This window comes from Paraburkholderia xenovorans (genome assembly GCF_046030735.1).
Classification (GTDB): Bacteria; Pseudomonadota; Gammaproteobacteria; order Burkholderiales; family Burkholderiaceae; genus Paraburkholderia; species Paraburkholderia xenovorans_A.
The window spans coordinates 144,081-165,627 of the sequence record NZ_JAQQBV010000007.1 but is presented as its reverse complement, the minus strand read 5'-3'; the positions used below and the strand labels follow the sequence as shown (position 1 = coordinate 165,627).

Annotated in this window: 13 protein-coding genes and 1 pseudogene; 7 read left to right on the top strand and 7 right to left on the bottom strand. The window is 60.9% G+C overall.

What is annotated here, in order from left to right:
• Positions 1-385: 385 nt before the first annotated feature.
• Positions 386-829, bottom strand: a complete 444-nt coding sequence (locus PQQ51_RS09365; protein WP_408496488.1) for a hypothetical protein — start codon at positions 827-829, stop codon at positions 386-388.
• A 351-nt stretch (positions 830-1,180) separates the two neighbouring features.
• Here PQQ51_RS09365 and phaP point away from each other — a divergent pair, with 351 nt between their 5' ends.
• From phaP to PQQ51_RS09350, 3 genes are all read left to right on the top strand, one after another.
• Positions 1,181-1,606, top strand: coding sequence for a TIGR01841 family phasin (gene phaP, locus PQQ51_RS09360; RefSeq protein WP_408496487.1), 426 nt, complete (start codon positions 1,181-1,183; stop codon positions 1,604-1,606).
• 612 nt (positions 1,607-2,218) lie between these two features.
• Complete coding sequence (locus tag PQQ51_RS09355; protein WP_408496553.1) at positions 2,219-2,668, top strand: DUF2844 domain-containing protein; 450 nt, start codon at positions 2,219-2,221, stop codon at positions 2,666-2,668.
• Between the two features lie 12 nt (positions 2,669-2,680).
• Positions 2,681-3,925, top strand: coding sequence for a DUF3443 domain-containing protein (locus PQQ51_RS09350; RefSeq protein WP_408496486.1), 1,245 nt, complete (start codon positions 2,681-2,683; stop codon positions 3,923-3,925).
• A gap of 57 nt (positions 3,926-3,982) precedes the next feature.
• Here the strand turns inward: PQQ51_RS09350 and PQQ51_RS09345 are convergent, their stop codons facing one another.
• The gene (locus PQQ51_RS09345) at positions 3,983-5,194 is read right to left on the bottom strand and encodes a zinc-binding metallopeptidase family protein (protein WP_408496485.1); all 1,212 of its coding nucleotides are present in this window, start codon (positions 5,192-5,194) and stop codon (positions 3,983-3,985) included.
• Between the two features lie 310 nt (positions 5,195-5,504).
• Between PQQ51_RS09345 and PQQ51_RS09340 the strand changes: the two genes are divergently transcribed.
• From PQQ51_RS09340 to PQQ51_RS09330, 3 genes are read left to right on the top strand one after another with little or no spacing between them, the layout of a single operon-like run.
• Positions 5,505-8,978 (top strand): transglutaminase family protein, encoded by a 3,474-nt coding sequence (locus PQQ51_RS09340; RefSeq protein WP_408496484.1) that lies wholly within the window; start codon positions 5,505-5,507, stop codon positions 8,976-8,978.
• Between the two features lie 29 nt (positions 8,979-9,007).
• Positions 9,008-11,668 carry a circularly permuted type 2 ATP-grasp protein gene (locus tag PQQ51_RS09335; RefSeq protein ID WP_408496483.1) on the top strand — a complete coding sequence of 887 codons (2,661 nt, stop codon included), beginning with the start codon at positions 9,008-9,010 and terminating at the stop codon, positions 11,666-11,668.
• A complete protein-coding gene (locus tag PQQ51_RS09330; RefSeq protein ID WP_408496482.1) occupies positions 11,665-12,555 on the top strand; it encodes a transglutaminase family protein in 891 nt (296 codons plus the stop codon). The genes PQQ51_RS09335 and PQQ51_RS09330 overlap by 4 nt, the downstream gene beginning before the upstream one ends.
• 65 nt (positions 12,556-12,620) lie before the next feature.
• On the opposite strand, the pseudogene PQQ51_RS09325 reads toward PQQ51_RS09330, so the two are convergent.
• From PQQ51_RS09325 to PQQ51_RS09305, 5 genes and pseudogenes are all read right to left on the bottom strand, one after another.
• Positions 12,621-14,047, bottom strand: a pseudogene (locus PQQ51_RS09325) (TolC family protein).
• An 88-nt stretch (positions 14,048-14,135) separates the two neighbouring features.
• On the bottom strand, positions 14,136-15,569 hold the full coding sequence (locus tag PQQ51_RS09320) for an HlyD family type I secretion periplasmic adaptor subunit (protein WP_408496481.1): 1,434 nt from the start codon (positions 15,567-15,569) through the stop codon (positions 14,136-14,138).
• A complete protein-coding gene (locus PQQ51_RS09315) occupies positions 15,569-17,695 on the bottom strand; it encodes a type I secretion system permease/ATPase (protein ID WP_408496480.1) in 2,127 nt (708 codons plus the stop codon). The genes PQQ51_RS09320 and PQQ51_RS09315 overlap by 1 nt, the downstream gene beginning before the upstream one ends.
• A gap of 91 nt (positions 17,696-17,786) precedes the next feature.
• A complete protein-coding gene (locus tag PQQ51_RS09310) occupies positions 17,787-19,583 on the bottom strand; it encodes a DUF3060 domain-containing protein (protein WP_408496479.1) in 1,797 nt (598 codons plus the stop codon).
• 88 nt (positions 19,584-19,671) lie between these two features.
• Positions 19,672-20,256, bottom strand: a complete 585-nt coding sequence (locus PQQ51_RS09305) for a hypothetical protein (protein WP_408496478.1) — start codon at positions 20,254-20,256, stop codon at positions 19,672-19,674.
• 472 nt (positions 20,257-20,728) lie between these two features.
• Between PQQ51_RS09305 and PQQ51_RS09300 the strand changes: the two genes are divergently transcribed.
• Positions 20,729-21,478, top strand: coding sequence for an IclR family transcriptional regulator (locus PQQ51_RS09300; RefSeq protein ID WP_408496477.1), 750 nt, complete (start codon positions 20,729-20,731; stop codon positions 21,476-21,478).
• The last annotated feature ends 69 nt before the right edge of the window (positions 21,479-21,547 follow it).

Here is a 21,547-nt window from a genome sequence, read left to right as displayed (position 1 = left end):
GGAAGAAATGAGCCGCGGGTAAACAGCCCGCGTGGCGTCGGCCGTCAGTTGAGCGCGAGCTTGATGATGCAGCATATGACGAAGACGAGCAGCACGGCGGCAATCGCCAGATTGAGCGGGTAGCGCATTCTGCACCGGACACAGTCGTTGAGTGGTTCTTATCCTAATCATCTGACGGACGATGAAAAGTGGGCAGTGACGTGGCAGTGTGGGAAAGCTAACGTTTTGCGAAGAATGGCGGAGGCGAGTTGCGCAGGGAGCGCTTCCAGTGGTTCGCTTAGGGTATGCATTGCTGCATCCTCGTTTCGCGGACGGGAATGGCCGGTTGACGAGAGACATGAAATGCGCGCGCGCGACAGCACGCGCGCATACGTCGATGTGCGCTTTACTGCGGCGGTTGCATGCCCGCCGGCGCACCGTGCGGCTTGCTCGCGGCGACGAGATCTTCCGCGAGACTGGTGCGCAGGGTGGCGATCGCCTGGTCGGGGTTGGCCGGTTTCAATTGCTCGCGCGCCAACGCGTCGTACACGAAATGACGCAGCATCGGATCCTGGGTTTTGGTCAGCACGTCGTGATAGACGGCGATGATCGCCTCTTCGTGGCCGCTCATCGCATAGAGGCGGCGCAACTGTTCCAGATCGTTGATGACGGCAAAACCCGGACCCATTGGACCTCTCGCGTCATGCGGCGGCCGGCCTTCGCCGTGCCGCGGCTCGCCGTGCGCATCGGCCGCGCCGGGCGGCGGAGGCGGCGCTTCCTGCGCGTGCGCGGCGGCGGCTGCGATGGTCAGAACGGCGGCGGCTGCCGCACTCCACAATTTTTTATTCATGAGCTCGCTCCCTGGAAGACCGCGCCGACGCGACAGTACGCCGGCACAGACACAAACGATAGACGAGACAGCGGTTCTCAGAGTTACCGCAGCCGCGCGGTAACTTACCAAGTCTTGCGCGTCGCGCTTACAGTACAGGCCGCGCGAAAGCCGCGCCTTCGACGCCAGGGTGCGCCCGCTGGCGCAATAGAGCGGGATAGCGCATGATTGATCGATGTGCCGTCCGACCCCAGAACCAGCCGGTCTTTGCGGGCCGCGTCGCGCACAGGACGCCAACGGTGGCGAGCGTCGCAAAACTGGGCGGCGAGCAAGGCACACCAGGCGAGTACCTAAACGTTAAGGAGATTGCGCATGAACCGACCCGACGCCGCCAATCCGTTTGGCGATTTCACCAGAATGCTCGAGCAGTTCAAGCTCCCAGGCTTCGACGTACCCGCCATCATGGAAGCGCGACGCAAGGACGTCGAGGCGCTGGTCCAGGCCAATCAGACCGCATTCCAGGGCATGCAGTCGCTCGCGCAGAAGCAGGCGGACATGCTGCGCGCGACGCTCGGCGAATTGCAGTCGCTGACCGGGCAATTGTCGGCGGGCGGCGCCGCGCCGCCGGCAAAGGCCGCCGAGCTGATCCAGCAGAGTCTCCACAAGTCGCTTGCCGACATGCAGCAACTCGCGCAAGCCGCGTATCAGACGCAGGCCGAGTCGTATGCGGTGATCGCGAAGCGCGTCGAAGAGAACGTGCAGGAGCTCAAGGCGCTTCTGGAGCAGCAGAAGAAGTAAGTCGGAGTAACGGGCCGGCAGACTCGCGCATCGCAACGGCCCGCAAGGGGCCGCCGCAAGTCTGTCGCAAGTCTGCCGGAGTCGCCATGCCGCGAATGACGCCAGGTCATCCGCGGTATTTTTTTGCGCCTTCAAACAACGCGTTTTCTCCTCATACGGATGGCGGCTCGCCGCGCCCTCTATCTTCCGATGAAAACGCGTGTTTACCGCAGTTTATTCAGCGCACGCTTACAAGTGCAACGCGATGCAACACGCATCGCCATTTTTCTGTTGCGTCTTCGCCCGTCCACGTAATTGTTCGCTTTAAACGCAGGGTTTCGCGGAAAACCTGGGCTGACCGCCGTCCCTTGGCGATCCGTCACTAGCAGGTCAAACAGATTCGTACGGCGGCTCAAATTGATAATGTTTAAATCGTCCCGCAAACGATTGCCACGCTCCGCCGTCCTGCCTAAAGTTTCGCTTAGTCACTCCGTAGACGCATTCACGCAGCCTCACTGACGTCGATGCAGCACCGGTAACACGGGTCAGGAGTGCACCTCCAGTTTTCCGTTCGTGATCGGCTCTCCCGCAGACCACGAACGTTTTCACCTCGAAGGATTTCACTTGAAACCGATGCTTTCTACAGGCATTGCTCGCGCAATGCTCGGGGCGGGCTGCGCGCTGTCGTTTGCCGCGCACGCCACGCTCGGCCAGAACGTCAGCACCATCGACGCCGATCAGACCCGGATGCACGCCGTGGCGTACACGGCCACCACGCAACGCGCGTATTCGGTGCACCTGATTACGATGCCGTCCGGCACGCTGGTGCGTGAATACGTGGCGCCCAACGGCGTCGTGTTCGGCGTCGCGTGGGAAGGCCCGACACTGCCCGATCTGAAGACGACACTGGGTGCTGCATTCGACCAGTATGTGGCCGCGACCAGCACACGCTCGGGCACGCCGCTCGCGGTTTCCAGCAGCGACCTCGTGGTCTATTCCGGCGGTCATCTGCGCTCGTTTGCCGGTCACGCGTATTTGCCGCAAGCGGTGCCCGCGGGCGTCGATGTCGGCGTCATTCAATAAGCGGAGCGAATCATGCGATATACGTCTTCGTTCGTTACCTTGCTCGGCGCGGTGCTGCTCGCGTTGCTGGTCAGCGCTTGCGGTGGTGGCGGCGGCGGTTCGTCGGCCGGCTCGAATGGCGGATCGACCGTCACCAATACCTCGCCTTCGCCGCAAGTGCTGGCGGCCAATGCTGTGCAGGTGAGTGTCGATGCCGGCGTGAGCGGCGTGCCCAACATGCCGTTCGTCAGCGTGACGATTTGCGCGCCGGGTACGAGCCAATGCCAGACCATCGATCACGTGCTGGTGGATACCGGTTCGTGGGGCTTGCGGGTGTTCGCTTCGCAATTGCCCGCTTCGATGAACCTGCCGCAGCAGAAGGACGGCTCGGGCAACCAGATCGCCGAATGCATGCAGTTTTTCGACGGCTATACGTGGGGTCCGGTGAAACTTGCCGATCTGCAGATCGCCGCTGAAAAAGCGCCTTCGCTGCCGATCCAGGTGATCGACCCCGGTTACGCGTCGCTGCCGTCCGATTGCGCGGCCGTGGGTGCTTCGCGCAATACGCCGGCCGCGTTGCAGGCCAACGGCGTGCTGGGGATCGGCGTGTTCAAGCACGACTGCGGCGCGAACTGCGTGCAGACAGCGGTGCCGGCCACGTATTACGGCTGCACCGGCACCTCGTGTAAGTCGATTCCGCTGGCCGAGCAGTACCAGGTCGCCAATCCGATTCCGTACTTCGCCACCGACAACAACGGCTCTATCCTCAATCTGCCGATGGTCTCCGGCGGCGCGCAATCGGTGACCGGGCAACTGGTGTTCGGCATCGGTACGCAGAGCAACAATGGCCTCGGTTCGGCGCAGGTGATCGGCGTGAGTCCGCAGAACGGGACCTTCACGACCGTGCAGAACGGCACCACGTATTCGCGCAGTATTCTCGATAGCGGCTCGACCGGATTGTTCTTCCAGAGCAGCGCATTGCCGGTTTGTGCGAGCCCGAATAGTTCGTATTACTGCCCATCGTCGACGCAATCGTTGAGCGCGATGATTCAGGGCGTGAACGGCACGACAAGCGCGGTGAACTTCAGCGTCGGCAATGCGGCTGCGATCGCGCAGACTTACTCCGGCAGCTCGGCGCTTCCGCTACTGGCGGGGCCGGCGTTCGTGACGTCGTCGATTTTCGATTGGGGGCTCCCGTTCTTCTACGGACGCAGCGTGTACGCCGCCGTCGAGCAGCAGGCGACGCCGGGCGGGATCGGGCCGTACGTCGCGTATTGAGTTGGGAGGTTTGCCGCGCGGCGTAGCGATCAACGGGATTAACGGGATCAACCGGGATTAACGGCGCCGCGCGGCGCGTTTGCGTGCCGCCGGTTGGGCCTCGGCGGGCGCTGGCGGCGTGGTCAGTGCTAGCGGCATCGCCGCAGGCTCAGCCGACACGTCCACCCCCGTTCCACCAGGCTGCGTCGCCGCCGCACGCGGTTGCGACTTATCGCCAGCCGCCGCAATCACCCGATGCACAAAACGCAGTTTGTCCACCACCGGCCCGGCCAGTGTGAACGGATACCCATCCGCCATCCCAAGACTGCGGTTCAAGCTGTTCAACGCATACGTGAGCGGAAACCAGCGCTTCATCAGATTATCGAAGCTCGCGTCTTCCACCGGCGTGCGGTCGGTCAGCGTCGGCTCGCTGGGGTCGTCCGGCAGCAGCGCGACGCCGTACGAGGTCGACGTATCCAGCACGTCGACGATCAGCATGTAGTGCGCCCACGTCTCCGCCCAGTCTTCCCAAGGATGCGTGGTCGCATACGCGCTGATATACGACGCCTGCCAGTCGGCCGGCGCGCCGTCGCGATAGTGAGCGGCGAGCGCTTCGCCGTAGTCCGCGCGTTCGTCGCCGAACAGCTTGCGGAACGGCTCGATCCAGCGCGGATTGTTGTCGACCAACTGGCTGAAATAGTAATGCCCGGTTTCGTGACGGAAGTGGCCGAGCAGCGTGCGGTATGGCTCGCCCATCGCGGTGCGGACTTTTTCGCGGTAGGCATCGTCGGCTTCGGCGATGTTCAGCGTGATCAGCCCGTTGTCGTGGCCTGTCATCACGCGCGAGCCGTCGCCGCCGTCTTCGAGAAATTCGAATGCGAGGCCGTGTTCGGTGTCGGTCTGGCGCGACGGCACGTCGAGCCCCAGCGCCGCCAGCGTATACAGCAGGCGCCGTTTCGCCATCTCCAAGCGGTACCAGTAGAGGCGGTTGTCCTGCGCGCCCAGATTCGGGATCGTGCGGGTCAACTGGCACGCGCGGCACAGCGTATCGGGCGACTCGGCCGGAATCATCCAGTTGCAGACGTTTTCCACCGCGTAGTTGTGGCACTGACGGAATAGCGCGCCTTCGGCGCCGGGATGGAGGCTGCGCCACTGGCCGTCGCCGGCGTCCTCGAACGCGCTGATCTCGGACAGTTCAGGCACGTAGCCGAGCAACGCGTCGCAACGTTCGCAACGAACGTTTTCGTAAAACACGAGGTGCGAGCAGCGATTGCAGTGGAAGGTTTTCATCGATCGGGCCCGGATGGTGGAGTGCAACAGTGGACCGGATGCCGCAAGCTTCATGCCGCATTTGCCAGAAGTCACCGGTTTAACGCACATTACGTGCATGATCGTGCACTGGCTCTGCGCCGCTTTGGTGCGCGGGGCGGGAAAAGCCGATGCAAAGGCGCGCCGGGCGCTCGACCGGACGGTCCACCGACGCCGCGAACTTCGCATCAGGCAGTATTGCGGGCAGTACAGGCAGTTCACGCGGTTTTTCACTCAACGGCATGAAGCTTGCTTTTTGGGCGGGCTGCCATCCCTTGTCCAGGAGTCCGGTGTGTCCATTCGCGTCGCGTTGAATCATGTCACACATTACCGTTACGACAGGCTGGTTTCGCTGTCGCCCCAGGTCGTGCGTCTGAGGCCTGCGCCGCATTGCCGGACCCCGATCCTCGCGTATTCGATGCGGATCGAGCCGGCCGAACACTTCATCAACTGGCAGCAGGACGCGTTCGCGAACTATCAGGCGCGTCTCGTATTCCCGCAGAAGACGCGCGAGTTCAAGGTGACGGTGGATCTCGTCGCCGAAATGGCCGTCTATAACCCGTTCGATTTTTTCCTCGAGCCTTCGGCGGAGAAGTTTCCGTTCGACTACGCGCCGGGGCTCGCCGAGGAACTCGCGCCGTACCGCGTCAAACGGCCGATGACGCCGCGCTTCGCCGAGTTCGTCGCGAGCATCGATACGACGCCGACGGCCACCGCCGACTTTCTGGTTGCGCTGAATCAGCGGTTGCAGCGCGAGATCCGCTATCTGATCCGGATGGAGCCCGGCGTGCAGACGCCGGAGGAAACGCTCGCAAGCGCGGCCGGCTCGTGCCGCGATTCGGGCTGGCTGCTGGTCGAGACGCTCAGGCAGCTTGGGCTCGCGGCGCGCTTCGTGTCCGGCTATCTATTGCAACTCGCGCCCGACACCCGATCGATCGACGGTCCGAGCGGCACCGAAGTCGACTTCACCGACCTGCACGCATGGTGCGAGGTGTATCTGCCGGGCGCGGGCTGGATCGGCCTTGATCCGACGTCCGGGCTGCTGGCCGGCGAAGGGCACATTCCGGTCGCCTGCACGCCGGAGCCGGGCAGCGCCGCGCCGATCTCCGGCGCGGTGGACGAATCGGAAGTCGAGTTCGAGCACACGATGTCGATCGAGCGGGTGCTGGAAACGCCGCGCGTCACGAGGCCGTTCACTGAGGAAGTGTGGCGCGACGTGCTGAAGATGGGCGAACAGGTCGACCGGCAACTCGCGGACATGGACGTGCGCCTGACGATGGGCGGCGAGCCGACCTTCGTGTCGGTGCGCGACCGCGACGCCGCCGAATGGAATACCGACGCGCTCGGCCCGACCAAACGCGGCTACGCGGTCGCGCTGATGGACAAGCTGCGCTCGCGTTACGGCGCGAACGGCTTCCTGCATATCGGCCAGGGCAAGTGGTATCCGGGCGAGCAGTTGCCGCGCTGGGCGATGTCGCTGTATTGGCGCGCGGACGGCGAGCCGTGCTGGCAAGACCCGACGCTGTTCGCCGACGAACGCGAGCCGGGCAACTACACGGCCGCCGACGCCGAGCGTTTCCTCGCCCATCTGGCGACCAGACTGTCGCTCGATAAAGACTGCATCCAGCCCGGTTTCGAAGACGTCTGGTACTACCTGTGGCGCGAGCGCCGTCTGCCGGTGAACGTCGATCCGCTCGACGCGCGCCTCGACGACGAACTCGAACGCGTGCGCTTGCGCCGCGTCTTCGATGCGGGCCTTGGCGGCGCGACCGGCTATGTGCTGCCGCTCGCGCGTGAACGCGACGTGCCGCATGAAGCGCCGAAATGGGTCAGCGGCCGCTGGTTTTTCCGCGACGAGCGAATGTTCCTGATCCCCGGCGATTCGCCGATGGGTTATCGCCTGCCGCTCGATTCGCTGCCGTGGGTGTCGAAGACCGACTATCCGTATCAGCACGCGCACGATCCGTTTGCGCCGCCGCTGCCGTTGCGCTCCGCCGCCCAACTGCGCATGCAGTACGACGGCGAATCGCGCACGATGAATGCGCTCGAAGCGCGGCGCGCGGCGGCGCTGTCGTCGTCCGCAACGGATCTGCTGAGCGGCGTGCCAGGCGGCGGCCCGCTCGCTTTCGCGCCGCAACCCGGGGCCGGGCAGCCGCCGCCGCGCGGACGTTCGTCGAGGGAAACCTTGCGCACGGCGATCTGCGTCGAAGCGCGCGACCCGAAACGCGCGGCCGGCCCGAAGGCCGAAACCGAAGCGTTCGGCAGCGGCCGCACGCTGCTGCATGTGTTCATGCCGCCGCTCACCGAACTCGACGACTATCTCGACCTGCTCGCCGCGCTCGAAGCGACCGCAGCGGAATTGCAGATGAAGATCGTGCTGGAAGGCTATCCGCCGCCGCGCGACGCGCGCCTGAAAATCTTGCAGGTCACGCCGGACCCCGGCGTGATCGAGGTGAACATCCACCCGGCTTCGAATTGGGAGCAACTGGTCGACAACACCGAGTACCTGTACAAGTCCGCGGCCGAGAGCTATCTGAGCAGCGAGAAGTTCATGACCGACGGCCGCCATACCGGAACCGGCGGCGGCAATCACTTCGTGCTCGGCGGCGCGACACCCGCCGACAGTCCGTTCCTGCGCCGGCCCGATCTGCTCGCCAGCCTGATCGCGTACTGGCACAACCATCCTTCGCTGTCATACCTGTTCTCCGGGCTGTTCATCGGACCGACCAGCCAGGCGCCGCGCGTCGACGAAGCGCGTAACGACCAGGTGTACGAGCTCGAAGTGGCGTTGCGCGAATTGCAGCGGCAGATCGACCTGCTCGGCGGACGCGACAGCGCGAACCTGCCCGCGTGGATGATCGACCGCTCGTTGCGCAACATCCTGATCGACGTGACCGGCAACACGCACCGCGCCGAGTTCTGCATCGACAAACTCTATTCGCCCGACGGCCCGACCGGCCGCCTCGGCCTGCTCGAATTGCGCGGTTTCGAAATGCCGCCGCACGCGCGCATGAGCCTCGTGCAGCAACTGCTGCTGCGCGCGCTGGTGGCGCGCTTCTGGCAGACGCCGTACACGCAGCGGCTTACGCGCTGGGGCACGGAACTGCACGACCGCTTCCTGCTCGGCACCTTCGTGAAGATGGATTTCGACGACGTGCTCGGCGAACTGAAACAGGCCGGCTTCGCGTTCGACAGCAGCTGGTTCGCGCCGCACTTCGAATTCCGCTTCCCGCTGGTCGGCGCGACGACGGTGGACGGCGTCTCGCTGACCATCCGTAACGGGCTCGAACCGTGGCATGTGATGGGCGAAGAGGGCTCGACGGGCGGCACGGTGCGTTACGTGGATTCGTCGGTGGAGCGGCTCGAAGTGCATGCGCTCGGTCTGAACGGCAATCGTCATGTGCTGACGGTCAACGGCGTGCCGGTGCCGCTTCAGCCGACCGGCCGCGTCAGCGAATATGTGGCCGGCGTGCGTTTTCGCGCGTGGTCGCAGCCGTCGGCGCTGCATCCGACGATCGGCGTGGACGCGCCGATCACTTTCGACCTGGTGGACACATGGACTGGCCGCTCGGTCGGCGGATGCCAGTATCATGTCGCACATCCGGGCGGGCGCAACTATGAGACCTTCCCGGTCAACGCCTACGAGGCGGAAAGCCGGCGGCGCGCGCGCTTCTTCGCGTCGGGTCATACGCCGGGGCCGCTCAAGGTGGACGCACCGCAGCGCAGCCTCGAGTTTCCGTTCACGCTCGATCTGCGCTACTGGTAAGCCTGGCACACTCTTAAAACGACACGATCTTGGCCTTTCAATCGACTTTTCCCTTCGAGACGTCCGCGGCGCGCGCGGACGCTTCGTCCTTGTTGCGGCTGTTGCCGGCGTATGAAGGACATTGGGACGAGTTACGCGACGCCACCGGTGCGTTGCGCGAACCGTGGCGGCAATTCTTCGAACGGCTCGGCGAAGACGGGATCGCGCGGCTCGAAGACAACCGTGCCTCGGTCGCGCAGCAGATCCGCGACAACGACATCAGCTACAACGTGTACGCGGATAACGGCGAGTCGCGGCCGTGGGCGCTCGATCTGCTGCCGTTCCTGATCAGCGAGAGCGAGTGGGCGCATATCGAGCGCGGCGTGACGCAGCGCGCGCATCTGCTGAACGCGATCGTCGCCGATATCTATGGGCCGCAGACCCTGCTCGAACGTGGGCAATTGCCGCCCGCGCTGGTGTTCGGGCATCCCGGCTATCTGCGTTCGGTGAAGGGCTTCACGCCGCCGGGCGGTCAGTATCTGCAGGTGGTGGCGGTCGATCTCGCCCGCGCGCCGAACGGCGACTGGACCGTGATGGCGCATCGCACCGAGGCGCCGTCCGGTCTTGGCTACGCGCTGGAAAACCGGCTGATCGTGTCGACGCTGTTCGCCGATCCGTTTCGCGCGCTGCGCGTGAGCCGTCTCGCGCCCACTTACTCGCAACTGATCGCGACGCTCGTGCAGGCCGCCCAGGCCACGATGCGGCACGACGGCGAGGGGGCCGACGGTTCGCCGCATATTGCGCTGCTCACGCCTGGGCCGTTCAGCGAAACTTACTTCGAGCATGTTTTTCTCGCGCGCTATCTCGGCGTCACGCTGGTCGAGGGCAAGGACCTGACCGTGCGCGACGACATGCTGTATCTGAAGACGCTCGCCGGTTTGGAGCGTGTGCACGTGGTGCTGCGCCGTCTGGACGATGCGTTCTGCGATCCGGTCGAACTGCGCGCGGATTCGAGCATCGGCGTGCCCGGCCTGCTGCAGGTGATGCGCGCGGGCAATGTGATCGTGTCGAACGTGCCGGGTTCGGGTTTTGTCGAGTCGCCCGCGATGCACGGTTTTCTGCCGGGCATCGCCGAAGTGCTGCTCGACGAAGACCTCGTGCTGCCGGGCGTGGCGACGTGGTGGTGCGGCGAAAAGGCGGCGCGCAATCACGTGTTCTCGCGTCTCGACGAAGCCTTCATTGTGCCGACATGGCCGGTTGCGCCACGCGATGCGCCGCCCGGCATCGAACAGGGCAAGCAACGGCTCGCTGCGTGGCGCGAGCGGATCGAGGCGATGCCCGACGCGTACACGATTCAACAATCGCAGCGCTTTTCCTGCACGCCGCGTTACGAAGACGGCACGATCGGCCGCCGTCCGTCGGTGCTGCGCGTGTATGCGATCGCCGACGTCAACGGCGGCTGGCACGTGATGCCCGGCGGCTTCACGCGGATGGCCGCCGAGCGTCAAACCACCGTGTCGATGCAATACGGCGGCAGCAGCGTCGATACGTGGGTGTTGTCGAGCCAGCCGACTTCGACCTTCACGCTGCTGCCCTCGCCGATGCAACCCGCCGATCTTGCGCGCAAGCATCGCACCGTGTCGAGCCGCGCAGCCGAGAATCTGTTCTGGGCCGGACGTTATGGCGAACGCGCCGAAAACAATGTGCGGCTGTTGCGGCTGATTCTCGGCTCGCTCGAAGGCAACGACGCCGACGCAATGTTTCCCACGCTGGTCGAACTCGCGTTGCATTGCGGTCTGGTGCAGTCCGGCGACATGTTCTCGCCGCATTCGCCGCAGGCGTTCGAACGCGCGCTGGTCGCGAATCTGAGCGAGAGTACCGGCGCGGCTAGCATCGGTCAGAACCTGCAGTGCCAGGCGCGTTCGAACGGCGAAGTGCGTGGGCGCTTGTCGAACGATCATTGGCGCACCATTCTTGCCGCGCGGAACGACTTTCGCGATGCGTTGCAGACGTTGATGCCTGTGAGCGCTTCGAATGGCGAGAGCGGTTCGTCGCCAAACGGTGCGAACGGCAGCGGGCGAGGTGAGCGCAACGAGCGCGGCGGACGCTACGACCGTTATGACCGCGTGACGCTGATGAACGCGCTCGAACGTCTGTCGGTGCAACTGTCGGCGATCAGCGGCGCACAGGGCGATCGGATGACGCGCGACGAAGCGTGGCGTCTGCTGTTCGTCGGACGGCACATCGAACGCGTTTCGGCGATGACCTCGTTTTTACGCGTAGTGGCCGACAAAGGCCAGCTCGCGAAGCCGGCCGGTTTCGATCTGCTGCTGCAACTGTTCGACAGCACGCTGACGTATCGATCGCTCTATCCGGGCCGCTTCGAAGTGCCGGCGTTGCTCGATCTGCTGGTGAGCGAGCCGCATAATCCGCGCGGCGTCTATGGTGTGTATGAGCGTCTGCGCAAGAAACTCGATGAGATTGCGGTGGCGGCGGGCAGCACGCGGCATCGTCCATTCGCGGAACTGATGCCGCCTGCTGCGTCGCTGCCGACGCTCGAAGCGTTGTGCGCAGTCGACGAAGACGGCAAGTACGCCGACCTGATCGCCGTGTGCGACCAGATCGGCGGCTTTGTCGGCGCGGCAGCGCATGAGATCAGCGCGCGCTATTTCAGTCATGCGAGTACGGTCGCTTCGCAGGTGTGGTCATGAAGGGCGCGCCGACTGTGTTGTCCGTTTCGCATCGCACGACGTACCACTACTCCACGTATGTCGAGACCGCGCAGCATCTCGCCACGATCCGGCCGATCGCCTGTGAGTGGCAGCGCGTGGTCTCGCACAGCGAGAAGATCGAGCCGCAGCCTTCGTATCAGACCAGCCGCCTCGACGCATTCGGCAACGACGTGTTGTACTTCGCGCTGGATATGCCGCACGAGCGCCTGCAACTCGTGAGCGAAACCACGGTGGCGCTCACACCGCGCTGGACCGACCTCGATCCTGAAGCGACGCCTGCATGGGAAGAGGTGGCTGGTGAGTTGCGTTTCTGGGTGGGTGGCGAGTTCCGGCCCGAAGTGGAGTTCTGCTTCGCGTCGCCGAATATCGTGCCGCGGCCCTCGCTGCGCGCGTATGCGTTGCCGAGTTTTCCTGCCGGCATGCCGATCGCGGCCGGCGCAATCGATCTGATGCACCGGATTCACCGTGACTTCGCCTACAAACCTTCGGCGACGATGTTCGATACGCCCGCCGAGCGCGCGTTCGAATTGAAAAGCGGCGTGTGCCAGGACTTCGCGCAGGTGATGATCGGCTGCTTGCGCTCGCTGGGTTTGCCCGCGCGCTATGTGAGCGGCTATCTGCGTAACGATCCGCCGCCGGGGCAACCGCGGCTGATCGGCGCGGATGCTTCGCATGCGTGGGTGTCGGTGCATTGTCCGGGCAGCGGGTGGATCGATCTCGATCCCACCAACGATGTGCTCGCCGATATGGATCATGTGACACTGGCTATCGGCCGCGATTACAGCGATGTGTCGTTGCTGCGCGGGATGATTCTGGGTGGCGGCGCGCATCGGGTGGAGGTGGGGGTGACGGTGTTGGCGCTATAAGATCTATGCCGTCTTTGTGCAAAAGCCCTTGTGGGTAGTTGTTGACGACCAACGATCCCCGATGCTCAACGGCCTTGTATCTGTATGTCCATGGCGTTCAGACGTCCCAATTGCGCGGCGAGGTCGAGTCTCGCCGCGCGCCAATCCGTCAAGGCCTCGATTCGTTGACGGTTGGCCTCCGACAACGACGACTGGGTGTTGAGCAGTTCAAGCATATCGCCGACGCCAGCGGCATACCGCCGGCTTGCCGCTTCGAAGGAACGCGTGGCGAACTGCAATAAAGTTGCTGCGTTCCGCACGTTCTCGACGTCGGTCTGCAACGCCTGGTAGCTTTTCCACACGTCGAGCCCGACCCTTCGTCGAGCGTGGATTGCCGAACCTCGACTTGGGCGTGCGCTTGCCGCACCTGATATGTCCTGCCGAAGCCCTCGAATAACGGGATCTGCACTTGCAAGCCGACGTACCATTCGTGTCCGGTCGCGGCAAATTGCGGCGAGCCCAGGCCGAGGCTGGCCGGCTGATTATTCCGGCTGTACTTCGCAACGAAACTGAAGTCAGGAAGACCTTCGGACCGGATTTGTTGCTCCTTTGCGATCGCAGCTTCCAACTCTGCTTTTGCAGCCTCGACGTCTGGGTGCGAGTGTTGGACATGGGCGATCATCTGCGAGACCGATTCGGCGAAATCGCGGTCGGGTGAGACACCATCGTCCACCGCGGGCATGACGATAGGTTGGGTAGGACTGAGGCCCATATCGGACGCGAGTGTGCCCAGCGCTATTTGCACGTCGCGCGAAGCCTTCGCCTTGTTGAAGGTTGCCTGAGCGTACGACGTCTGCGCCTGTAACTGGTCTGAGATTGCTGCGACGCCATGGCGTACGCGTGCAGACGCGGCAGCGAAACTATCGTGCGCAATCCGTTCCGTTTCCCGCGCTACTACCAGCTTGCCGGCGGCAGCCTGTGCGGAGTAGTACTCTGTCGCCGCCATGGAAAACGCGGTTTGCAGAGAGGCATCCTGACTAGCTCGGGCTGCGTTCAACAACGCTTGCGCATTGCGAAGTGCTGCTTTTCGACCGCCAAAATCGTATAACACCCAACTGAGTGAGACCGAACCTGTGTGAACAGTTGAGCGATTCGCTGAACTGAGGTGCGGGTAACCGGTGACATCGTCGACCGAGTCGTCGCGCACTTCTTGCCATGTGGCTGAAACGTCCGGCAAATACGCCGACTGCGCTGAGCCAACACCAGCAGCTTGCACTTTGACGTTGGCCCATGCCGCGCGCGTCCTGGGGTTGTTGCAGAGAGTCCGGTTCACGGCTTCGTCGAGGCGCAACGGTTCGCTCAACGCGTTGAACTCGCAGGGCAACACGGATTGGATCGCAAATGCTGTGACCGGTGTGTCGGGAACGAGGGCGTTCGTTCGGAACACATCGAACGCCAGCCCCGCTCGCGGTAATCCTGGCAACAGCGACAGGCATAACAACGTTGATGTCATCCGCTGGTGTCGGCGCGTAAAGTCGTTTCCGGAATGTCGTGGCATGCGTGACTGTTGGTACATTTGAGAAAGTTTGTAACCTGGGCGGTTAACGCTCACGCAAGCTCTCGCTTGCGGTCTGCACCAGTGGATCGAGAAAATAGCTGGCCACGCTACGTTGACCAGTCCGGATTTCGACCGTCACTTCCATGCCGGCCGTCAGGTTGATTGACTTATGGTTGATCTGCATCTGGTTAGTCGGCAACCGTATTCGGGTTGTGAAGGTCAGCGCCTGTTTCCGGTCCCTGGTTTGCACGGCATCGTTCGAAACCGCCGTGACTGTTCCCGTCAGATAGCCATAGCGTGTGTAGGGAAAGGCGTCGATCTTCACGACTGCGTCCTGTCCCACGTCGACGAAACCTGCGTCTTTGTTCTCGACATTGGCTTCAACTTCTACTGCATCGTCGGGTACCACCTCCATCAACGACTGCGCAGTCGTCACTACGCCTCCGAGTGTGTGCACGGATAACTGCTGGACTGTCCCGGTGACAGGCGCATAGAGTGTCAGTAGCCCCTCCCGTGTCAGCGCCTTGGTTTCATCCTCGCTGTTCTGCGTGAATTGCTGGCTTGCGTTGTCGAGTGCATCGAGTTGTTCGCGAGAGAATTGCGAAGTGACCAGCGATATCGTTGCCTGCTGCACGGCTATACCCGCCGCCAGTTCGCGAGCGTGGCTCTGCTGGGCGACGAGATCATGTTCCTGCTCGAGTGCTGTCTGCTCTTTGCCCAGATAGTCGTGTGTGGACACGTACCTCTCATGGGCAAGCGTCTTGTAATCGTCGGCTGCGCTACGCACGAGCGGCACCGTCGCGCGTAGCTTTGCCACTTCCTGTTGGATGGCGGCCAGTTCGGCTTCCCGTTTAATAAGTTCGGAACGGGCAGCGGCGAGTTTGTCGGTGTATTCGCGATAGAGTCCTTCGGCGAATCGCTGAGCTCCGTCCTGCTGCGTTTGGGACGCTCCCGCAACAGCGGGAAGCGTGGGCATGCGCCCGCTTTTTAGCGCGTCGAGTAGCGCTTGCGCGCGTGCGGTTGATAGTGCCGCGTCGACTCTGGCAGAACGTGCTTTGTGTGCATCGGCGGCGGCCTGCGTCGCGTCGAGAATCAGCAGTGCCTGCCCCGTCTTAACGCGCTCGCCGTCGCGGACCAGAATCTGCCGCACGACTCCGGTAACGGCCGGTTGAATGGTTTTCACGCGGGCACTCGGTATCAGCTTGCCTTTGGCGACTGCGACGATATCCAGCTTGCCGAATACGGTGGTTACTGTGATCAGAAATCCGAGCGCTACAACGATGCGCATCGTCCATCGCGGCGCGGGGTGCGGGGGTGTTTCGATCAACTCCAGGTTGGCGGGAAGGAATTGCAACTCGTGGGCCGAACGCGACTGTGCGTCCAGTTCCTCTCGCGTTCGCCACGCCGATAGGAATACTGCGCGGTAGCGTCTGCAAAGATCGGTGATTGCGCGGACCCGAAGGAAGTAGATGGCCATTAGCTGGTCTGCAGCGAGACGAGTTGAGCGTAGTAGCCGTTTTTCTCCAACAGTTGGCGATGACTGCCTTGTTCGATGATCTGCCCGTTGTCCATGGCGACTATCTTATGAGCGTCACGCACGGCGCTCAGTCGATGCGCAATGATGATGACGGTACGCCCATGACAAATCGCTCGCATGTTGTTTTGGATTACGCGTTCGGTTTCGAAGTCGAGCGCACTGGTGGCCTCGTCGAAAATCAGAATGCGGGGATTGGTCAGGAGTGCGCGCGCGATAGCGATACGTTGACGCTGGCCCCCTGAGAGTGATGAGCCATGCTCGCCCACCAGCGTGTCGTAGCCTTCAGGGAATTCAGAGATGAAATCATGTGCTCCAGAGAGCTTTGCAGCCTGAATGACCAGTTCCAGTGACGAGCCAGCGGCAGTTACCGCGATGTTCTCGCGAATAGAGCGGTTGAATAGCAGGTTTTCCTGCAGCACTACACCAATCTGTCGCCGAAGCCATGCCGGATCTGCCAATGCGAGATCGATTCCATCGACACGGACACGGCCGCTCTCCGGAACGTACAAGCGCTGCAATAGTTTGGTAAGCGTGCTCTTGCCGGATCCCGATCGCCCGACGATACCGACGATTTCTCCTGCGCGTATCTTGAGGTCGATTCCATTGAGACACGGCTGGCCGTCCTGGCGATAGCGAAAGCGCACGTTCTCGAAGCTGATTTCTCCTTTGAGAGTGGGTAATGACTGGCTGCTTTGCGGGAGTTCAGTGCGTGTGTTGAGAATGTCGCCGAGGCGCAGCATCGAAATGCCGACCTGTTGAAAATCTTGCCATAGTTGTGCGAGGCGCAGAACGGGCGTGCTTACACGCTGCGACATCATGTTGAACGCAATCAGTTGGCCGACGGTGATTTGCCCGTCTATGACGAGTTTTGCACCGAAAAACAGCGTCGCCAGCGTTACCAGTTTGCCGGTCAATTGAATGAGTTGCTGACCGATATTGCCTAACGAATTGACCTTAAAACTCGCACCGACATATGCGGCAAGCTGGTTATCCCAGCGGCGGGTGAACTGCGGCTCAATCGCCATCGCCTTTACTGTCTGAATGCCGGATACGGCTTCTACAAGAAACGACTGGTTGTCGGCCCCGCGCGCAAACTTGTGATTCAGGCGTTGCCGAAGGATTGGATTGAGCGTGATGGAGACGGCTGCATAGACGGGTAGCGAGATCGCTACGACCAGAGTCAGCCAGACGCTGTATAAGCACATCACGCCGAGGAAGATCACTGAAAAGAGTAAATCAATGATCGCTGTTACAGCCTGACCAGTGAGAAAACTGCGGATGCTTTCAAGCTCGCGAACACGTGCGACTGTGTCTCCTACGCGCCTTGCTTCGAAGTACGAGAGGGGCAGAGTCAGCAAATGGCGAAAGAGGCGAGAGCCAAGTTCGACATCGATACGATTTGTGGTGTGTGAGAACACATAGTTTCGTAAGCCTGTGAGTAGCACCTCGAATACCGAACTCACCAGTAGAGCCACGCTGACAACATTAAGCGTGCTGTAGGCTCGATTGACGAGAACCTTGTCCATTACTACCTGAAACATGAGGGGCGAGACGAGGCCGAATATTTGCAGCACCACGGACACCAGCAGTACTTCGAGCAGTAGCCAGCGGTATTTGACGACTGCGGGGATAAACCATGAGAAGTCGAAGCGAGCCAGTTCTCCTGCAAAGGAAGCGCGAGAGGCGAAAAGGATCATGCGGCCGGTTGACCGGTCCATTATCTCGCCGATCGGCTTTGCGCCTGGCGCCGGCATGTTGGGCTCCAACACCAGCACGGTCGTTCCGTCTGAGCCCGCCAGGATAAAGTGCCGACCGGTGCGATCCAGGGCGAGCGCTGGAAAGGGTGTTTGGGTCAGTCGGTCGGGGACAAGGGCTACAGCGCTCGCTTTCAGACCGATCTGGTGCGCGGATAGTACGATCTGCGACTCGGAGAACGCGCTTCCTTCCAGCGCCGCCCGGTGCCTTAGCTGGGAAGCATCAGCGGCTATACCGTGAAAACGCGCAATGACGATTAGCGCTGCCAGTCCGGCGTCTTCCTGTTGTGTGGGTTGTGTTCCAGGTTCCATCGTGTTTCTGAAGACCGTGCAGATTGACTTGCCGTGTGCGTCGCACATGCCTGCGGCACACGTGCCTTACGAGCGCCGATATATCGACGAGTTAGTGCACAGAGGCGGCTAGCATTAGCTGCGAGCTTTCGGACGGCGTGGCCTGGAGACTGGTCGACACCGATGAAGCCGGTGCGTAAGCGGCCATTGCTTGAATCAGTTGAACGGCCTGATGATCGGATTCCGAGTGAGCCGAAGCTGCCGTGAGGACGGCACCGTTACCCTGCGAATTCCATGTGACGGTATCCGTTCCCGGGTCGTAATCCAGGTGGGGTAGTGGTCCTCCGCTAATGGTATTGAAGGCGATGGTTTGCCCGGTGACCGGATCCTTGAGAAACTGGGAAGAGGGCCCGCTCACTCTGATGTAGTCCTGTTCAATCAACTGCTGGGCTGCATTGAACTTCATGACAAATCCCGAGCCGTCGGCGCTTGCGAATATTGCCTGCGTCTCCAGCCCGGTTGCGGCGTCATAGATCTGATCTCCGTATCCGCCATCCGGATTGATCACCAGTACTTCGGTTTGGACGCCAGCCGCGTTGTATGTGCGATGGTAGACGCGGTCGTCGCCGTCGTACCGAAGGGTGAGCGTCTTCGAGCCGTCTGCATTGATCGTGAGATGGTTGGTCGTGCCGAGGGTAACCTCCTCGCCACCGCAGCCGCCATTCAGCGCACCCGTAACGTTGATGGTTCCTCCTGCAACGGAGAGATGTTCGCCCGTGATGTCGTTGTAAATGATGTTGCCGTCGGCCGGGCCAAAGTCGATTGTGGTGCCGGCTCCTGCGTGGACAGCATTGTTGGCGCCGTCGAGGGTGATGTGGTTGTTGTCGGCCAGCGATATGCAGTTGCTGTCGCCGTGGATGGTGATCTGATCGTTGGTGCCGGCAACGTAGATAAACTGGTAATCCCCGCTCATTGGCGCCACTGTGTAGCTTGCAGATGATCCGGTGATGTAGATTTCCGTAACGCGATTTCCCGCCGAATCAGTGAATCTGTTTGTGTAGCTGCCGTCCTGATGGATGTCGAGCGTTTGAGTGTTGTTCGTGCTGGTCTCTGGAATGGTCCAGACGTCTTGGGTTGAACCGCCTGGTGAATCTGTCAACGGGTCGTCGTCCGTTACTGTGCCCGCGATATAAGTTACGCCAGACGCGAACGTGTATTCGGTTCCGTTGCCGTTCGGGTTGACACTGGTGGGCTTTTCGGCCGTGTATCCGGTGATCCAGCCTGCGTCGTTCACTTGCGGTACAAGCATGCCGCCGGATAGCGTGGATTGCATTGCGTCCGACATCGCCTCTGCGAATGCGGCCTGATCGGATGGGGCGAGTTGACTGTAGTAAGGCTGGATCAGGTTTTTTAGCTGGGCTAGCGCGTTCCCGATTGTATGGTCCGAGTTTGTGTCGAATATCGATGCCGCGATCATCAGCGAACCGGTGACTGTGAGAACCGCTGCTGCTTCCGGCAGTACCACTGCGCCTGCCAGCAAAGCCGCGCCGGAAAGTGCATCTAGCTCGCTTGACGTAATCTTCGCAACATTCCCACTGAATATCTTACTGACGATGGGAAGCCCGGATATGCTCAAACCCAATACCGACGATCTGGCCCCGGCTTCGCCTAATAATCGTGTGGCTTCCTCAGACGTCGCGGAAAACTGTTGCAAGGTTTGCTGCATTCCTCCCGTCACCACACCGAACAAGTCGTTCGCCGCTCCGGCCGTAGCGATGACTTTTTTAGACGTGGCTTGCTCGGCGACCGCTTGCTGAGTGGAATTAACCGCGTCCGCCGCGCCGACTGACACGCCGGTTGCAAAAGCCACGATGTCGCTGATCGCTTCAATAAAAGTCTGATTTGTCATTTAAACAGGTTTATCCAGTTTGTAAATAAGTACGGGTTGCGAAATTTAATATTGAGGCGAGTTTGTGAATTTTTTTGATAACCTCGACTTAAATCCCGCGAAATTTATTTCTCAATTTTATTGCATTTGAAAGCGAAATAAGCCATAAGGGAAGAACCAGGCCATATTCCCATAGCAGCTTTTTCATCGTGAAAGGGTCTCGATTTTCTGCCAGACTTCGATTCGAATCGTCCTGGTGAAGTAATGTTTTTCCATCTAATTCTTTTATAAGGGTGGGCCAGAAAAATCCGTGGCCGTCCATGAGAATGAAGCCTTCCACGTAAAGAATTGTTCCTGTATTGGGATTTCCAATTTTCTCAATATTCAAGTCGCCATCCATCAAATAGTATGTTTTCCCGTCCGCGGCATGGAAATTTATTGAATATCTCCTGTTCAGTGCGTATCGGTCATAGTTTCCGGTCGTAAAGTTTCCAATACTTCGGATGAGTGAGGCTTTGGGTGGTAAAGCGCCAGTGTAGAGTTGACTGAACGACAAATTGAAAAGAGGAAATGCTACGGAGAAAGCCACGGCGGTCCTGAAGACAGTTTTTTTCCATGTATAACCTTCGCCGATCTGGTAATCCGAGCCGTTGAGTAGAATCCAGAACGAATTAAGTAAACTCACTTTGGTCATATGCTATTGAAACAAGGAAGTAGGCAAACACGGTCAAGGCGTCTTAACCAAAGATAAGCAGAGGGAATCTTTGTCCTAAGAAGTATTTTTGCGACTGGCTAGCGCTTTGCAAGTATGTGTGTCAACGCTTGGTGTCTAAAAGCTATAGCTACTAAGCGAAGTAAAAAAGTGATCAGGTAAGCGAAATTAATTTACGGAGATGACTGCGTCAATAGCTTTGTCAAATTTTCACAAATACGAAACAAAAATAAGCATTTTTTATGGCGAATTGTTGTCCTGCAAGTGTGAGTGTGGGGCCGTGCCTCGCCCCTACACGGACTGGGATACATATCCGGTGTAACGTCTGCTGTTCATTTGCGCCCTTCCGGGGAAAACCCTCTCCCTTCATTCCCATTCCTTGGGAATCTGATTTTTGAAATCCGAGAACGTTCTGGCATCCTGATCCCGTTATTCATTGTGGGTAGTTTTCATCGTGAACGCGGAACAGGGTGTGACAGGTGCTGAACGGGTGTTGCTGGTGCTGGCCGCGCTTGCCAGTCACGGCAAGGCCATGTCCGTCAAGGATCTGCTCGCCGTCACCGGTCTCGCGCAAAGCACGTTGTACCGGCAAATCGCGTTGCTCAAACGCTGGGGCTTCGTTGCCGAGAACGCCGGTCACTACGCGCCGGGGCCGATCAGTCTGCAACTCGCGCTCGGTTTCGACGTGAACTCGCTGCTCGTCGAAGCAAGCCGCGCGGAGATGCAACAACTGGCGCGTGCGTCGCAGGAAAGCATCGGCCTGGTGGTCGCGGTCAAGCATCAGGTGATGTGCCTCGAAATGGTCGACAGTCAGCACTCGCTGCGCTGCTCGTTCGAGAAAGGCCGCGCTGTGCCGCTGAAATCGGGTGCCTCGGCGAAATCGCTGCTGGCTTTCATGGCGGACAAAGCGCGTGCGGACGTGCTGGACAGTGTGTTCGACAACGACCCTGCCGGCCGCGCCGCGATCGAAGCCGAACTCACGCAAATTCGTGCGCAGGGCTACGCCGTCAGCGACAGCGAAGTCGATCCGGGCGTGTGGGGCGTGAGCGCCCCGATCTTTCATCGCAGCGGACGCGGCGCGCTCAGCAGCGCGTCGATCACGTTGATGGCGCCGTCGACGCGCGCCATCGGCCGCGAAAGCCAATTCATCGACGGGACGCTACGCACGGCCCGTGCCATTTCCGGGCATATGCAAACCGATTGATCGTGCGCGAGCATTCGATCCGGATTCCAAACTATCTGAAAGCACCAACGAAACCACAAGGAGCCCTTC

Excerpts from the sequence above, each read along its gene's own strand:
- PQQ51_RS09365 (WP_408496488.1), bottom strand. The coding sequence starts at position 829 with ATGAATAAAAAATTGTGGAGTGCGGCAGCCGCCGCCGTTCTGACCATC.
- PQQ51_RS09320 (WP_408496481.1), bottom strand. The coding sequence starts at position 15,569 with ATGGCCATCTACTTCCTTCGGGTCCGCGCAATCACCGATCTTTGCAGA.
- phaP (WP_408496487.1), top strand. The coding sequence starts at position 1,181 with ATGAACCGACCCGACGCCGCCAATCCGTTTGGCGATTTCACCAGAATG.
- PQQ51_RS09345 (WP_408496485.1), bottom strand. The coding sequence starts at position 5,194 with ATGAAAACCTTCCACTGCAATCGCTGCTCGCACCTCGTGTTTTACGAA.
- PQQ51_RS09350 (WP_408496486.1), top strand. The coding sequence starts at position 2,681 with ATGCGATATACGTCTTCGTTCGTTACCTTGCTCGGCGCGGTGCTGCTC.
- PQQ51_RS09330 (WP_408496482.1), top strand. The coding sequence starts at position 11,665 with ATGAAGGGCGCGCCGACTGTGTTGTCCGTTTCGCATCGCACGACGTAC.
- PQQ51_RS09355 (WP_408496553.1), top strand. The coding sequence starts at position 2,219 with ATGCTTTCTACAGGCATTGCTCGCGCAATGCTCGGGGCGGGCTGCGCG.
- PQQ51_RS09315 (WP_408496480.1), bottom strand. The coding sequence starts at position 17,695 with ATGGAACCTGGAACACAACCCACACAACAGGAAGACGCCGGACTGGCA.
- PQQ51_RS09310 (WP_408496479.1), bottom strand. The coding sequence starts at position 19,583 with ATGACAAATCAGACTTTTATTGAAGCGATCAGCGACATCGTGGCTTTT.
- PQQ51_RS09305 (WP_408496478.1), bottom strand. The coding sequence starts at position 20,256 with ATGACCAAAGTGAGTTTACTTAATTCGTTCTGGATTCTACTCAACGGC.